12 protein-coding genes are annotated in these 15,714 nt (G+C 38.7%); 8 read left to right on the plus strand and 4 right to left on the minus strand.

The window, feature by feature from the left end; all coding sequences use genetic code 11:
• Positions 1-83: 83 nt before the first annotated feature.
• Together MHB40_RS12200 and proS are read left to right on the plus strand one after the other, a co-directional pair.
• A complete protein-coding gene (locus MHB40_RS12200; protein ID WP_243456169.1) occupies positions 84-1,802 on the plus strand; it encodes a GGDEF domain-containing phosphodiesterase in 1,719 nt (572 codons plus the stop codon).
• Between the two features lie 368 nt (positions 1,803-2,170).
• Positions 2,171-3,607, plus strand: a complete 1,437-nt coding sequence (proS, locus tag MHB40_RS12205) for a proline--tRNA ligase (RefSeq protein ID WP_342534715.1) — start codon at positions 2,171-2,173, stop codon at positions 3,605-3,607.
• Positions 3,608-3,649: 42 nt separating this feature from the next.
• Here the strand turns inward: proS and MHB40_RS12210 are convergent, their stop codons facing one another.
• On the minus strand, positions 3,650-4,111 hold the full coding sequence (locus tag MHB40_RS12210; protein ID WP_342534716.1) for an NUDIX hydrolase: 462 nt from the start codon (positions 4,109-4,111) through the stop codon (positions 3,650-3,652).
• A 245-nt stretch (positions 4,112-4,356) separates the two neighbouring features.
• On the opposite strand from MHB40_RS12210, the gene MHB40_RS12215 reads away from it, so the two are divergent.
• The 5 genes from MHB40_RS12215 to MHB40_RS12235 all read left to right on the plus strand — a co-directional run bounded on the left by MHB40_RS12215 (position 4,357) and on the right by MHB40_RS12235 (position 10,338).
• On the plus strand, positions 4,357-5,043 hold the full coding sequence (locus MHB40_RS12215; RefSeq protein WP_342443670.1) for a diphthine--ammonia ligase: 687 nt from the start codon (positions 4,357-4,359) through the stop codon (positions 5,041-5,043).
• A gap of 191 nt (positions 5,044-5,234) precedes the next feature.
• Positions 5,235-5,561 (plus strand): metalloregulator ArsR/SmtB family transcription factor, encoded by a 327-nt coding sequence (locus MHB40_RS12220; RefSeq protein WP_205443508.1) that lies wholly within the window; start codon positions 5,235-5,237, stop codon positions 5,559-5,561.
• Entirely contained in the window at positions 5,558-5,968 is a 411-nt protein-coding gene (locus MHB40_RS12225; RefSeq protein WP_205443510.1) for an SRPBCC domain-containing protein, read from the plus strand. Before MHB40_RS12220 ends, MHB40_RS12225 begins: the two co-directional genes overlap by 4 nt.
• A 103-nt stretch (positions 5,969-6,071) precedes the next feature.
• Positions 6,072-9,242 (plus strand): ATP-binding cassette domain-containing protein, encoded by a 3,171-nt coding sequence (locus MHB40_RS12230; RefSeq protein WP_342443671.1) that lies wholly within the window; start codon positions 6,072-6,074, stop codon positions 9,240-9,242.
• A 145-nt stretch (positions 9,243-9,387) separates the two neighbouring features.
• Complete coding sequence (locus tag MHB40_RS12235; protein ID WP_342534717.1) at positions 9,388-10,338, plus strand: nucleoside hydrolase; 951 nt, start codon at positions 9,388-9,390, stop codon at positions 10,336-10,338.
• Between the two features lies 1 nt (position 10,339).
• Here MHB40_RS12235 and MHB40_RS12240 read toward each other — a convergent pair whose 3' ends face one another.
• Genes MHB40_RS12240 through MHB40_RS12250 form a run of 3 tightly spaced genes read right to left on the minus strand, consistent with a single transcriptional unit; the run spans position 10,340 to position 14,109 of the window.
• The gene (locus MHB40_RS12240; RefSeq protein ID WP_342534718.1) at positions 10,340-11,464 is read right to left on the minus strand and encodes a Ger(x)C family spore germination protein; all 1,125 of its coding nucleotides are present in this window, start codon (positions 11,462-11,464) and stop codon (positions 10,340-10,342) included.
• Positions 11,451-12,572: a GerAB/ArcD/ProY family transporter gene (locus MHB40_RS12245; RefSeq protein WP_342534719.1), complete on the minus strand. Its 1,122-nt coding sequence runs from the start codon at positions 12,570-12,572 to the stop codon at positions 11,451-11,453. The genes MHB40_RS12240 and MHB40_RS12245 overlap by 14 nt, the downstream gene beginning before the upstream one ends.
• Positions 12,573-12,588: 16 nt before the next feature.
• Entirely contained in the window at positions 12,589-14,109 is a 1,521-nt protein-coding gene (locus MHB40_RS12250) for a spore germination protein (RefSeq protein ID WP_342534720.1), read from the minus strand.
• A 420-nt stretch (positions 14,110-14,529) separates the two neighbouring features.
• On the opposite strand from MHB40_RS12250, the gene MHB40_RS12255 reads away from it, so the two are divergent.
• Complete coding sequence (locus tag MHB40_RS12255) at positions 14,530-15,414, plus strand: GNAT family N-acetyltransferase (RefSeq protein ID WP_342534721.1); 885 nt, start codon at positions 14,530-14,532, stop codon at positions 15,412-15,414.
• The last annotated feature ends 300 nt before the right edge of the window (positions 15,415-15,714 follow it).

Raw genomic sequence — 15,714 nt, forward strand, 5'->3', positions numbered from 1 at the left:
GCGATATACCACAACTTTATACCTCGCTGTAAGATAAAGCAAAAGTACCAAACCCTTCATATTTTAATGAATGGAGAATGAAAATGATGAATATCACGCCTAGTAGTATTAATCAAATGAACTACAGTCTAAAAGAATTACAAGATATCTTTTCCGCCATGAATAGTTCCATCATTGTAGCGATTACAGATCGCACCGGAAAAATTACTTTTGTTAATGATCATTTTTGTAAAATTTCCAAGTATACGCGTGAAGAATTAGTTGGCCAAGATCACCGTTTACTAAATTCAGGCTTTCATCCTAAATCTTTCTTTAGAGAGATGTGGAAAACAATCGGTAATGGCGATATGTGGAATGGCGAGGTGTGCAATCGTGCGAAAGACGGCAGTTTATATTGGGTGAAAACAACGATTATCCCGTTCCTAGATGAAAAGGGAAAGCCTTATCAATATATTGCCATTCGCGTAGATATTACAGCGCAAAAGGACATTAAAAAAATTACTCACATTGCCTATCATGATGAACTAACAGGGCTACCAAATCGTCGCAAATTAGAACAGCGTTTAGAAAATGAATTTCATCAATCTCGACGTACAGGAGAGAAGTTTGCGTTATTTTTCATTGATGTGAATCGTTTCAAACACATTAACGACGGACTTGGTCATATTATCGGCGATATGTTTTTAGTGGAAATGTCGAATCGTCTGCGTAATATTGATCATACATCAAATTCTTTCTATCGCCACAATAGCGATGAATTTGTCATGATTTTAAATGACGTCAGTCGCATTGAGGAAATGGCTAAGGAAATTATTAGCGTCTTCAATGAAAGCTTTATTGTCGACACCTATGAATTTTATGCAAGTATCAGCATCGGCATCAGTATATTCCCAGATCATGCAAACTCAGTAGAAGAATTATTGAAAAACGCAGATATTGCTATGTATGCAGCAAAATCTACACGAGGCAATCAATATCGCCTGTATCGTGACAATATGGATGAGGCCAATGATAAATGGCTTTTATTAGAAACGAAATTACATCAAGCATTAAAACAGGATCGTCTAGAATTACATTATCAGCCTAAAATAGACCTAAAAACAGATTCTGTCATTGGTATGGAGGCATTGCTACGCTGGTACGACCCTGAATTAGGGCATATTCCACCAGATCGTTTTATTCCATTTGCGGAGGATTGCGGACTGATTAATGATATCGGTGTCTGGGTTTTACGTAAAGCATGTGCACAAGCTCGTCTTTGGAATGAATCACATGAATTATCCTTGCGAGTAGCCGTGAATATTTCACCCATTCATATTAGCATAGGCGGCTTTGTTGATATGGTGCGTGGTGTCATTGCAGAAACAGGCATTGACCCTAATTTATTAGAAATTGAAATTACCGAGATGAGTATGCTTGATTATACGGAAGATTTAATTGATACAATCAAGCAATTACGAGCACTGGGTATTACTATTTCATTAGATGATTTCGGGACGGGCTATTCATCGCTAAACTACTTAAAAAAATTCCCGGTGGATGTGCTTAAAATAGATCGTGCCTTTGTCCGTGATATCGTGCCTGAAAAATCGGGAATCGCCATGATTTCGGCCATGATTTCATTAGCCCATGCCTTAAACCTACAAGTAGTAGCTGAGGGTGTGGAGGAGGAAGCTGAATTAAACGTACTGCGTGAGCACGGCTGTGAATATGTGCAGGGCTATTATTTCAGTAAGCCTTTATCGGTAGGAGATTTTACGAATCTCATTGTTAATTCTGTCACAAATAAATCCAGTTATTAATTGCTATTCCTGAATGATTTTGCTAAAGTGGGATAAAGTAAAACTGTTAACATGATAGACCATTTGATGATGTGGCCAAGTAAGTAAGAATTGTGAAACAGAAAATATAGCAACTGCTGAGAGCTATATCACCGCTTCTTGACTGAACACCTACCACGGAGATGTTATGCAAACATAACCGAGTCGTTTTCGTTACCAAACGTGAGAGGGCTTTAAGTTCTGCTTAAAGCTAAATCAAGGTGGTACCACGTCATTCCAGCACAAAGACGTCCTTATTCAGAGGACAGCTTTGTGCTTTTTTTCTTGCTTCAGCTAAATCTTCATACGGTTTAAACAAGTATTCATTTAACAAAATAGGAGGAGAACACATGTCAAAACAACTAGAAGATTTTTCGAAATGGTATATTGAGACCATCCAAAAAGCCGATTTAATGGATTATACACCTGTTCGTGGTTGTATTGCGTTTAAGCCAGATGGCTACGAAATTTGGGAGCATATTCAGGAGGAAATGGATCGTCGCTTTAAAGAGACAGGACATCGTAATGCCTATTTCCCAATGCTTATTCCTGAATCCTTCTTCCAAAAGGAAAAGGATCATATTGAAGGATTCTCACCTGAGCTTCCTTGGGTAACTGAGGCAGCAGGAGAACAACTAGAAGAACGGCTAGCCCTTCGTCCAACATCTGAGACGATGATTGGCCATCTTTACTCTAATTGGATTAAAAGCTATCGGGACCTACCAGTGCTGATCAATCAATGGGCAAATGTCTTCCGTTGGGAAAAGAAAACACTGCCTTTTATTCGTACCTCTGAATTTTTATGGCAAGAGGGACATACAGCACACGTAGATGAAGCAGATGCTCGTCAGGAAACCATGCAAATGCTCGAAATTTATAAAGAAGTGGTGGAACAAGTGCTAGCAATTCCTGTCTATGATGGACAAAAAACCCCTTCTGAGCGTTTCGCAGGGGCTGTCGATACGTACTCTATTGAGGCGATGATGAAAAACGGCAAGGCTGTGCAAGCAGGAACATCGCATTATTTAGGAACAAAATTTGCAGAAGCCTTTAACATCAAGTATTTAACTAAAGCGAACCAGCACGAATATGTTCACACAACATCTTGGGGTACATCTACACGCTTAATTGGTTCAGTTATTATGGTGCATGGTGATGAGCAGGGACTTGTTTTACCTCCACGCATCGCACCAACGCAAGTCGTTTTAATTCCAGTAGGACCATGGAAAAAGAACCCTCAAATCATGGAGCATTTAGATGAGATTTTCGCTGCCTTAAAAGCGAAGGGGATTCGCGTACGTCTGGATGACTCGGACCAATCACCAGGCTTCAAATTCAATGAATGGGAGCTAAAAGGGGTACCTGTACGTGTTGAATTAGGGCCACGTGACCTAGAAAACAAGCAAGCTTTACTGAAAGCACGTGATGAAGAGGAAAAACGAACAGTCGATTTAGCTACAATTATCACAGCTATTGAAGAAGAGCTAACGACTATGCAAACACGCTTACTAGAAAAAGCTCGTCAATTCCGTGAAGCAAACGCTCATACGACGATTGACACACTTCCACAATTACAACAGCATATTGACACAGCCAAAGACAATGGCACAATCCCAGGCTGGGTACTTGCTGGATGGTGTGGAGAGGATGCGTGCGAGGAAAAAGTGAAGGAAGAAACAAAATACACATCTCGCAATATTCCATTTAATCCACCAACAACGAAAACAACATGTATTGGCTGTGGAAACGAAGCAAAACATACAGTTTGGTTTGCACAAGCTTATTAATGAACAAAGCTATATGAACAGAAAGCCCGAACAATGATGTAATTAGTTCGGGTTTTTCATGTTTAGATGGTGAACAATAATATCCTGTGCTTTCTTAACAAGATGAGAAGGTAATGCATCTAAAGAAAAATAGTTTAACGCTAAGCTTTCACCATCTAACGCGGATAGTTGCCCATCTACCTGTTCAGCTAAAAAGACCGCTGTTACGCCAAAGACTTCATCCCCATTTGGATATTTAAAATAATCCTGATGACCTGATAATATGGTTAAAAGCTGAAGATTACTTGCACGTAATCCTGTCTCTTCGTATAATTCTCGTTTCGCTGTTTCTTCAAGCGTTTCCCCTGGCTCCATAGCTCCTCCAGGTAGCCCCCACATTTTATTATCAGAACGAAATTGCAGGAGGACTTCTCTTTCCTCATTTAATACAATGACGGTAGAACCTACTAATATAATAGGCATTGATCCAACTAATTGTCTTAATTTGGTTACATAATCACTCATAGTGCACCCTCCGTTTCTTGCAATCTATCTAAACCTTAACATATATTTCGCCAAATTCTCATCATGATTGTGATAAAATGAAGGGGTGTTTGTTCCTGAAAATTTCCTAAAGAAATAGGAGTATATATGACAACATTACCATGATTAGTCGATCACTACCTCAATATTAAAATCAATCAAGGATTGCCAGCTATTCAAATGGATGACGCTCTAATAGAAGATGAACAGTACAAGGAGACAAGGAAATGACCAACACAACCGACTGGAAACAGAATGCACAAAATCATACATTTATTGCTTCGTTTAGTGGTGGCAAGGATAGTGTTTTAGCTTTATATAAAGCATCACTGGTGGGCCAAGCAATGGGACTCATTGTGATGTTGGAAGAAGAAGGGAAACGTTCAAGGTCCCATGGGATGCCACCTGAGCTTATCCAGGCACAAGCTGACTCTATTGGGCTGCCAGTCTATACAGCTGCGGCAAGTTGGGCCGATTATGAAGAAGTATTTGTAGGACTCTTAGAAAATGCAAAGCAGCAAGGGGCAGAGGTATTAGTGACAGGAGACTTAGATATGCCTGCGCATGGCTGCTGGCATGATGAAGTCACTAAAAGGGTTGGTTTAAAACTAGGCATGCCATTATGGGAGATGAACCATCGAGAGGCTGTCGATGAATTTATGAACCTAGGCTTTGTCACAATGATTGTCACGGTCAACATATCCTTAGGCATGACGGAGGACGATTTAGGACGTGTGCTTACCCCTGAATATGTAAAGGAGCTTGAAGCCCGGAATATCGATCCTTGCGGTGAAGGGGGAGAATTCCATACAACCGTCATTGATGGGCCACTTTTCCGGCAGCCAATTGCGGTGCGCAAATGTTCCATTATAAGAGATGGAGACTACGCATTCTTACCTTTAGAACTGGCTTAAATCAAGATACAAATGAATAATTACCTGAAAGTACAAAGGTTCTTACCTCTGTACTTTTTTGTATTTCAGCTAATTCTACCTTGTATGTATAGAATCCCTATCGCTTTGTCCAAAATAAAAATTGACTGGACACTATTTGGTGTCATATAATTAAGACACCAATCAGTGTCCTATTAGAAAGGGTGGTGGTTTTGAATAACAATCATCAAGAGCGTGACGTTTATGTAGCCATTGCTGACCCAACTAGACGAAAGTTGATCCGTTTATTAGCCGAAGTAGATGAGTTACCGCTTCACGAATTAACCGCTCAATTTGACATGGGGCGTACCGCTGTTTCGAAACATTTAGCCATCCTGAAAGATGCAGGCCTTGTCATTGCTCGTAAGGAAGGGAGAGAGACGAGGTATCGTTTGAATGCAGCTCCATTGAAAGAAATACAAGATTGGGTATCGTTTTATGAAGGATTTTGGAAAGAAAGAATCGCAAAATTACATCTTTTATTGGAGGAAAAAAAATGAAACCAGATGTATCATTAGATTTTAAATTTACAAGCTCCATCGAACAGGTATGGCATGCTTTAACTGATTCAGATACGCTAGCAAAATGGATATGGAGCAATGACTTCCAACCAGTTGTAGGGCATAAATTCCAATTCCGTGCTGAACCAAATGAATGGTGGGACGGCATTGTAGACTGTGAGGTGCTGGAAATAGAAGAGCCTCACAAATTATCTTATACTTGGACAAGTGCTGGCGAGACAACGACAGTTACATGGACATTAACACAGGAAGCAGATGGCTCGACTCAGCTTCATCTAGATCAAGGTGGCTTCAGCGAAGAAACAAAGGCACGTCAAGGAGCAATCGAGGGCGCAACATATGCTTGGACAAATATGAGTGCCCAGCTTGAAAAAGTATTAGCTTAGTGTAAATTAAATGACAACAAGGAGAGCGCAATTCCGTAGCAAGAATTGTGTTCTTTCATTTTCAGTCAAATCTTTTAATTTTCTTAAATGGAAGGATAACTAAATGAAGATTAATGAACTAATTGCCAATAATATCAGCCGTTTAGATGTCGTTTTACCCGAAGATCAATCGTTAGCGATAGCAGGTTTGTCTGGTTCAGGGAAAACGACCTTTTGTCAGACGATTGGGGAAGAATCTAAAAAACGTCTCGTTTCCTTATTGCCAAAGGCTGAATATCAATATTTGTTTCCAAACATTATGGAAACGAACTTCAGTGCCATCAAAATGGAGGATATGCCCCTTGTACTTTTTCTAGGAAAATCCTCAATCTCCAGCAATCCACGCTCCACAATTGGCACGCATACAGGTGTTTTTAAAGAAATTCGTCATCGACTGGCAGATGAGTTTCATCTTTCGCCAGAGATGTTTTCCTTTAACAATGCGTTAGGCTGGTGTCCTGCGTGTAAAGGACGAGGTACAACAAAAAATGTAGAATGTAAAAAATGTTTAGGAAAACGCTATAGCCCAGAAGTGGAGCAACATAAAATCACTTTATGGAATGAACCCTATAGTGTTTCTGATATTCACAATTTAAGTATCGAGGCTATCTATTCCTTATCAGAAGAATTAAATATCAGTGAAGAAAAACAGCATATTCTTCACAATATTATGCAAATGAATATTGGCTACTTAACATTAAATCGCATTATGGGGACATTGTCAGGTGGAGAATTAACAAGACTTTACTTAGCAGAATTCATGGCAACAAGCGAAAACACAGTGATTATTGTCGATGAAATATCTGTGGGCCTTGACCATAACACTTTACTGAAAATTTTAGAGCAAATTCAACAACTCGGTGCTAAAAATCAAATTTGGTTGATTGATCATTCTGATACGGTGTTAGACACAGCAGACAAGCATCTATTCTTTGGACCAGGTAGTGGAAAATACGGTGGGAAAATCGTTGAAGAATCTCCACGACCAAAGCCTATGTATTGGGAGCGAAACCTAGCAGCGCCAATATCCTATTATCAATTCCGAGACCTCCATTGCCGTAATATCCAAATAGACGAGATAGACATTCCTCAAAACCGACTTGTTACCTTTACGGGGGAGTCTGGCTGTGGAAAATCAACGCTTGTCAATGAGTGTATCGCTAAAGATTTTGTCAAACGCTATCCAAAGGACAAACTCGTGATGGTTGGGCAAGATCGAAACCAATCGATTACGAGTCGATCTACTGTGGCAACATTCCTTGATATTAAAAAGAAACTAACAAAATATAGTGAGGACATTGATGATATTTTCCAGCGCTCGATTGAAGATATTATTGATGAACTACCTAATGAAGACATCGCCCATAAACGTTTAAGCTTGTTGATTAAGCTTGGACTAGGCTATTTAACACTTGAAAGAAAAACGCAATCCCTGTCGACTGGTGAATTCCAATGTGTGCATTTAGTCTCAGAGTTATTTGCCAACTCGCGTAATCCACATACATTATTTATTTTTGACGAGCCTTCTAAAGGGCTATCTCAAAATATTTTAAACCAGTTCATTGATAGTGTAAGGGACATCCTAGAGGATGAAACCATCTCCATCATGATGATTGAGCATAATGCCTATATGTTGGAAAGCTCAGATTTTGTTGTGGACTTCGGTAGAAGACAGCAGGAGCCTGTAACACATCTTGATGTGACCAGTCATGACGATTATTTTAAGCAGGATAACCATTCAACGGATACAGCTCCATTACAAATTGCCTCTACACTCGCAACACGGAATGGCATTCAATACTTAGAAGACAACCATATTAGCTATTTTAAAAATGCGGAAAATATTTATAAGGGTGGCATCTTAAAAAGCTTATCTTCCATGGCTCGTCTTATTTACGGTGAATACGAATCCAATAAGATTGCCCCTGTTGTTGCCATTGATTTGGAAAGACATTTATATAGCCAATATAGTTTTCTCTATGAAATAGGTGGTCTGATCAATCATATTGTGGCTGCACATCCAACGAATAAGGATACGAGAAGCTTTGATTTTTACAGCCAAGAAAATCATTGTCCTAGCTGCTCTGGTCGATTGGAAATTGAAAAATTCGATTTTGATCTTGTCGTAAAAGACAAAAACGTGCCATTTTGGGACGGTCTCTTACATCCAGACATCATGGAGGTCTTGAAATACTATCAACATGCCAAAATAGTGTTTCTCTTTGAGCAAATAAAAAATGAGCTTGGTCAGGATATCAGTAAAAGCTATCATGACATGACTGAGGAAGAAAAGCATACATTTTTATATGGTTATTGGGAAAAATCCTTTTACGATAAAGCAACGAAATCCTCGAAAAAGTGGGAGGGCTTTAATTTTATCATTGGTCGTTATATCGTGATTTCGAAATCCATTATAAAAGAGCAAATGAAGGAAACAAGAGAAATGGTGCCTTGCCCAATTTGTCATGGCACTGTGCTCAACCACCACAAGAAATTGCGATTTGGGGACACAGATATTCGCGACTTGATTCACCAGCCGCTTGATGAAGTCATTAAAACAGTAGGCAACTTACCACAACTAGAAAAAATCAAAGCCATCGTTGGCGGAGATATGTCACTGCTACAAGATGTGTCCTTATTGCCAAGGGAAACACAGGTATCACTGAAAATGCTGGAATTAGAGCTAGCAAGTTTTGTCGGCTATGAAATCGTGCTACAAAACGCTTTTCCGTTCTGGGACAAAATCAAGGATAATCTAGAGAACATCAGCCGTAAAAATCAAGTAACCATCTGTGATTTTGCTACTATACAGGAGACAAGAGAACATATTATTGACCAATATTTTACGAATGGTAAATACAAAAAACTAACATATGTCTATGAAGCATTTGGCTACAAGAAAATCGTCACCCAAATCAATAAAGTAAAAGCTAGTCATTCCTGTCCATTCTGTAAAGGCAAAAAAGTGCTTTCTGAAGATGGGCTGCATGATGGTGTCCATAAATTAACCGTGCCATGTGTAAGCTGTGGTGCAAGTGGCATTAATGAGGAGGGGCGCAAGGAAATCGTGGATGGCGTTGATGTGGAAACATGGCTAACCGGTACTGTGAGCGATGTGGTAACAGAAGGCTCCAATCTTGAGGCCGTTGCCAATATTCCTATTTTTAATCGTATTCGCGAATTGAATAAACAGGAAATGATGGCAGTCTATCAGTTCCTTCAATCAAATAACTAATTCATCAAACCCATGTGCTTCGGCAAATGGGTTTTCTTTCATTGGACTAGAATGATACACTAATTTTTCCAAAAAAAATCATAATCAATGTCATCTTTGATTACTATAAGGATAACAGTAATGGAAGTAAAAGGGAGGATATTCTTTGGTGAAAAAAGTGCTGTTATTTGGGGATATTGGCATTGATGATACGGTGGCACTAATCTATGCACGGCTCAATCAAGCAATAGAAATTGTGGGACTTGTTGCAGATTACGGCAATGTATCACGAGAAGATGCGGTGTCCAATATTTATTATGTCATGAAGTTGTTTGACTTTCCACGCGGGATTCCCGTAGTTTTAGGAGCAGAAGTACCTTTAACTGGCGAGCAGCCCACCTATTATCCAGAAATTCATGGTGAACGAGGACTTGGACCCATCATACCGAATGATGATCACGAATTAAAAATTGAGAACTTTTTTGAAATCGTCAACATTATTGAAAGGTATAAGGATGATGAGCTGATTATTGTTAATATTGGGCGATTAACCTCGCTTGCCACAATGTTCATCCTTTACAAAGAGCTTATGAAAAGCGTGAAGGAATTTTATATTATGGGTGGAGCATTTTGGGTGCCTGGTAATGTGACGACGGTGGCAGAGGCGAATTTTCATGGCGATCCCTTTGCCGTTAATATTGTGCTTACCTATGCAACAAATGTGACAATCATACCATTAAATGCGACGCAAAAGGCCATTGTCACACCTGGGATGGTAGACTATATTGACTCCTTTGGGAAAACAAAAATCCTGAAACCCTTAATGGAATACTATACGCGTTTTTATCAAGAACGGGACCCCTCACTTCTAGGAAGCCCCGTGCATGATGCATTAACCCTAATGGCCATCATTTATCCCGACATGTTCATTTATGAGTCCTATCCAGTATCCGTTGTCGACAAATTAGAAGGCCCTGCAAGAGGACAAAGTATTGCTGAAACAAGACCTTATGAAAAAAACAACGGCGAAAAAAAACATCGAATTGCCTTTGATATTCAATACGACAAATTTTTCCATAACTTTTTATCGATCATGACAGGGCAACCATTGCATTAGCTTATTCAAAAACACCATCTCGTAAGATTGTAAAATCAACATTGACATTTACCTTCATGTCTTTATATATCTTATGCCATTTTTCCTTTGTTAGCTTAGCATGTCTTACTTCGCTTCTATATTTCTCACCAAAGCCAAAAATATCAGACTCGACTTCTTGACTATGGGCAATCACTCTACGTACTTCCTTCGATAATTTTTTCTCAATTGCCTTTTCCATGGCTGCCACCGTTTTTGGATCACCTTGGTTAATATCAGGGTACACCTCTAATACTCTTGATTTGATTTTAATGTTCAGGTCAAATGTTGGCGTATCCGCATCGACTAACTTCATTTCTCTTTTCGAATGGATCGCATCAAAGGCTACCGTTATTTTATTTGCAGGCTTTTGAAGAATTTGGGATGGAACATCTTCTTTTTCAAGTACGGTTTCATATAAGCCCACTTTAAACGTATCTCTGACAATCTTTACGTAAAAGCTATCTCTTGCTGGTAGGGAACTGACCATCTTACTACCTTTAAAAAGAGCTATTCCACTTAATTCAATCAACTCTTCATCTCTTTTAATAATCGGCATAGCGAAATCTTTTCCAGATGAATAATAATCATGCGCAATTTGATGGAGTGTAGAGGAAATCATATATTCCTGCTTGACATTTTGTTCGATTAACCTGAAAATATGCTGCCCAATATCCTCGATATTTTGATATTCGTATTTCAATAATGGTTCAGTTTCACCTTCCACAATTGCCATAAAGATCCCATTGCTAACACTAGCGTTTTCTAGGTTTGTATCAATATAGTAACGAAGGTCATTTTTCGCCAGTTCCTCACCAAACAGGATGACCCTCATTTGACCAACCATGATTTTTTTCGAAAGTTTTCGATTGGCTTCCATCCGATTTCCTTTACTCGTATCGTTTTCGGTAGTCAGAATTTCCACATTACTTTGGAATTCAGGATTTACTTCACGAATGACGGCCGTTGTCTTTATTTTATCCTCTGTTCCTACATCATAGCCGACTAAAGTAGTTAATCCGACTTTATCTAAAATATTGGTTTGCGCACATCCATATAAAAAAACAAAGGATAGAAGAATCATCCACCTCCCTCTAAGTTTCTTCATTCTCTTTCACCTTCTTTGATGTGAAGTTCTTCTTTAGTCGTGCAATAGGCCATAGTAAAATAGGGTAGACAAAGATCACGTAAAATGCAATTTGTCCAAATATAGTATTAATCGTATTAATCTGCGTACGGGTTTGAATCAGTAATGTTGCAATCAACACAATGCATGAAAATAGCCAAACAAACATTTTTTCACTTATCGGAAATAAACGAATGGCTCCACGGGATGCAGCCCACAAGTAAAGACATAGATTTGGTAAAATAATCAACATCCAAAAACACACGGCCACAAATTCAAAGCGTTCCATAAAAGGGAAGCTGATAAAACTAAATAATGTCAAGGTTGCCCATATGGTTTTCAAGAGCTTGCCCTCGCTATAATAAGCAATTGACACCATCATCACCGCTAAATAGATGATGGTTGTAGCTAATAGTCCTAAATGAACAGGTTTCCTAATTTTTTTCTTGTCTTTTACAAAGGGGTAAATCACGTTTAGGATTTCAAAGCCGATAATGGTAAAGGTCATCGATTGTGCTCCTTTTAAAATGGAGCGAATATCATTTTCTAAAATAGGGAATAGACTTTCTGCTGTAGCAAACTTCATTGGAAAGGCCAACATTGGGAAAATCCATAAGGAGAGTACGACACTAAAAAAGGACACCCCCACAATGACTCGAAGTCCTCCCGTAAAGGCATAGATAATAATGATTAGTAAAGTTGCTGACAAAAACCAGGTCTGGATACTTGGAAAGATCCACGCCTGGATAACCTCAATATAATTTCGTAAAACAGAAAAGAACGCTATAGAGCAATAGATGACATAGATCGCATTTAAAAAATTACCAATCCATTTACCAAAAATATCAATTTGGATTCCGTATAGGTCATCAGAGCCGTAGATTTCTAACGTTTTAATCATACAAAATGTAACGATATGTGTGGCAATCCCAGCCAGTAGAACAGAAATCCATGCATCCTGCCTTGCATCCTGATAGATAATGCGTTGAAACCCCTGTATACCCACCCCGACTTGAGCGCCGTGTACCACAAAAAAAAGCAAATAAGCATTGATCATATCTTTAGGGCTAAGTTGTATAGATTTTGCCATTTATTTCACCTTCAGTTCAACTTTTTTCTGGTTTCACTGGCTCAGGGGCAAATTTATGTTCATCTTTTGGTCTTGTCAAAGCAGGCCTTTTCGATGTTAATGGGACAGGCATTCGAATAATACTATCTCGCATTTCCTTCAACCTTGGTGGGTAGAAAGGAGACATATACGGGGCTCCCAAGCTTGACTGACGTAACAGATGAATAAGAATAAAACAAAAAGCCAGCATGATACCATAAAAACCCCAAAATCCGGCAAGTATAATAATAGGGAAGCGAATAAGACGAATCACATTGCCCATCATATAGCTTGGCGATGTGAAAGATGCTAGCGCACTTAACGCAATGATAATCAGTAATATATTACTTGTAATCCCTGCCTGTACAGCTGCGGTTCCAATTACGATACCACCAACGATACCGATCGTTTGTCCAATTTTAGTAGGCAATCTAGCTCCTGCTTCTCTTAGCAATTCAATAATAAATTCAAGGAGCAATGCCTCAAATATGGGCGGGAAAGGAACCAAGGCCCTCGATTCACTTAATGGGACGAGAAAGGCTTGCGGAATCACTTCATAATGAAAGGTTAGAGCAGCTACATAAAAAGGTGTTAAATAAACGGATAAAAAGAACGCAGCCAGTCGTAACAAACGCACAAAGGTAGCAATTTGCCACCTTAAATTTTGATCTTCTTGGCTTTGGAAAAACTCGGTAAATGTTTGAGGGCCAACGATAGCCATCGAGCTTCCATCTACGAGAACGCCCACTTTTCCATCTAAAAGGCCATCACAAAATCTGTCAGGTCTTTCCGTCAAAAGCATTTGAGGGAAAACAGATAATGAATTATCATCAATCATCTCAGCTAATACGGCACTATCAAGCAGCTCATCGATATTAAGATCTGTGATTCGTTGCCGCAATGTTTGGACCATTTGTTCATTAGCAATGCCACGCATATATAAAAGAGAGACGGAAGTACTTGTCCGTGTGCCGATTTTTACTTTTTCATTACAAAGATTGGGACTCACTATGTAGCGACGAATCAACGAAATATTGGTTGATAGACTCTCATTAAAACCAACCTGTGTACCAATTACTTGCGATTCATTTTCGGGGGCTGACAATGCTCTAGACTCTCTGCTAGCAATATTGGCTAAAATAGCTTGTGGGTAACCATCTATGTGAATTACCACAAAACCATTGACCATCGATTCTACTGTTTCCCTTAGTAGACTGGATTGATTGACTTCAGCTACAGAAAGAACCATCTCCATCGCCTCTGGTGTTTCATGCGGTTTGCTCTGTAAATTAGCAATAATATCATTATTTAAAGTCTGATCATCAATGAGATTATCGATGTAAATAAGGGTTACGTTTGGTGGAAGAGATTTAATGATTAAATCTGCTGGATGATTCGTAGCATTTTTAATCGATTGAATAAAATGATCTGTGGCATGAGCCACTCTCACAAGGTTTTCTTTAGGTGCCTCTTTGATTGGTGGTGGTTGTTTTTTGCTGAAAGGTAGTTTAAAGTTCATCTTGAATGGTAGGCTCCCTTCATTGCTAACTTTGTTTCTAGAATTAGCTTTAAAGGGGTATTCTATACTTATTTCATGTATTTTCATCAAGTAGACACATCTAACAAATAATGGTAAAATAATAGTATTCTTAAAAACAGAAGGGAGATTAGCCGTTTATGCTAAAACTAATTATCGCAAATTAAATTCCAATGAATTTAATAGAGGGGCCATTCTATAATTTTTTTGAAAATTATAGGGTTTATTTACTATTGCCCTTTTGCGATAAAGAAGAGAAGCATAACGATGTCTAATCCACAGTTATATTGTGTATAACAACGGACTTTATGAGCTTGTTCTCATAGAGTCTTTTTCTGTTTTTAGGAGGTGATAATTCCCATATAAATGAGCGATTGAAACATAAATTTGGAGGGAATAGACGTGGAAAAATACGAGTTAGTTAGTGATTATCGTCACAATGAAAAATTAAAGGCAAGTTTTAATGATTTAGCAATCCAAACATTCGGTTTAGATTTTCGAGACTGGTACAACAAAGGCTATTGGAATGACCAATACATTCCCTATTCATTTGTACAGGATGAAAAAGTCATCGCAAATGCTTCTATAAATAAAATGTCAGTACGAATAAATGGAGAGCGATTAAACGGCATTCAAATTGGAACAGTGATGACTGCTGAACAGTATCGCCATCAAGGCTTAGCGAAACAGTTGATGCAACATATTCTCAAGGAATATGAGAGTGCCTGTGATTTCATCTATCTTTTCGCCAATGACACCGTTTTGGATTTTTATCCGAAGTTTGGCTTTACACGCGTTCACGAAAGCGAATTTAGCTTAGATCTTACTAAAAATCCTATTCAACCGAAGAAGGGGGCCAAGGTACGTCAGCTGACAATCGAACAAGATCTCGCACTGTTAGAAAACTATGCGAAAAATCGACATATAAATTCTAGTATTTTAGCTGTTGAACACAATGAAAGCTTATTAATGTTTTATTTCACTTTAGTATTTCAGCATACCATTTACTATTTAGAAGACGTAGCAGCCATTGTATTAATGGAAGAGGAAGAAGGGGTGTTACATATTTTCGATATCATCTCTTTACAGGCAATTAATATAGAGGCTGTATTAACAAGCATTATTAAGGATACAACCAAAAAAGTAGTATTCTATTTTACACCGGACTTTACAATCGCAGGCATGACAGCCACTATCACGCCGAATGATGACGACGCACTTTTTATCCTAACGAAAAAACCATTACTACAGGGGCATTTTATGTTTCCTTTAACATCCCATTGTTAGGAAGCGTTTCTGAAGGCTGTTTGATCACTTCAAGTTGAAATCGGAGCGCTGTTGATTAAAGAATGAGCGCTTTTAGCTGAAAAGGGAGCGTTTTTGAATAAAGAGTGAGCGCTTTTAGCAAGAATGAGAGCGCTTTTGGATAAAGTATGAGCGACTCCTGTCACATACCATAACAGCCTTTTTAATAGCTTCTATAGTATTGCTCATATCCATACATTGTTGCAATACGAGTTACTGATGGTGGTGTTGTCAGCGCACTTCTAACCATTCTAGAGGACATGCATTTACTAATGACAAAAG

The sequence above is a fragment of the Lysinibacillus sp. FSL K6-0057 genome, assembly GCF_038630885.1.
GTDB classification, from domain to species: Bacteria; Bacillota; Bacilli; order Bacillales_A; family Planococcaceae; genus Lysinibacillus; species Lysinibacillus fusiformis_F.

Bases quoted from the DNA above. Each gene is read 5' to 3' on its own strand.
- MHB40_RS12210 (WP_342534716.1), bottom strand. From the start codon at position 4,111: ATGAGTGATTATGTAACCAAATTAAGACAATTAGTTGGATCAATGCCT.
- MHB40_RS12200 (WP_243456169.1), top strand. From the start codon at position 84: ATGATGAATATCACGCCTAGTAGTATTAATCAAATGAACTACAGTCTA.
- MHB40_RS12240 (WP_342534718.1), bottom strand. From the start codon at position 11,464: ATGAAGAAACTTAGAGGGAGGTGGATGATTCTTCTATCCTTTGTTTTT.
- MHB40_RS12225 (WP_205443510.1), top strand. From the start codon at position 5,558: ATGAAACCAGATGTATCATTAGATTTTAAATTTACAAGCTCCATCGAA.
- MHB40_RS12230 (WP_342443671.1), top strand. From the start codon at position 6,072: ATGAAGATTAATGAACTAATTGCCAATAATATCAGCCGTTTAGATGTC.
- MHB40_RS12245 (WP_342534719.1), bottom strand. From the start codon at position 12,572: ATGGCAAAATCTATACAACTTAGCCCTAAAGATATGATCAATGCTTAT.
- MHB40_RS12250 (WP_342534720.1), bottom strand. From the start codon at position 14,109: ATGAACTTTAAACTACCTTTCAGCAAAAAACAACCACCACCAATCAAA.
- MHB40_RS12215 (WP_342443670.1), top strand. From the start codon at position 4,357: ATGACCAACACAACCGACTGGAAACAGAATGCACAAAATCATACATTT.
- proS (WP_342534715.1), top strand. From the start codon at position 2,171: ATGTCAAAACAACTAGAAGATTTTTCGAAATGGTATATTGAGACCATC.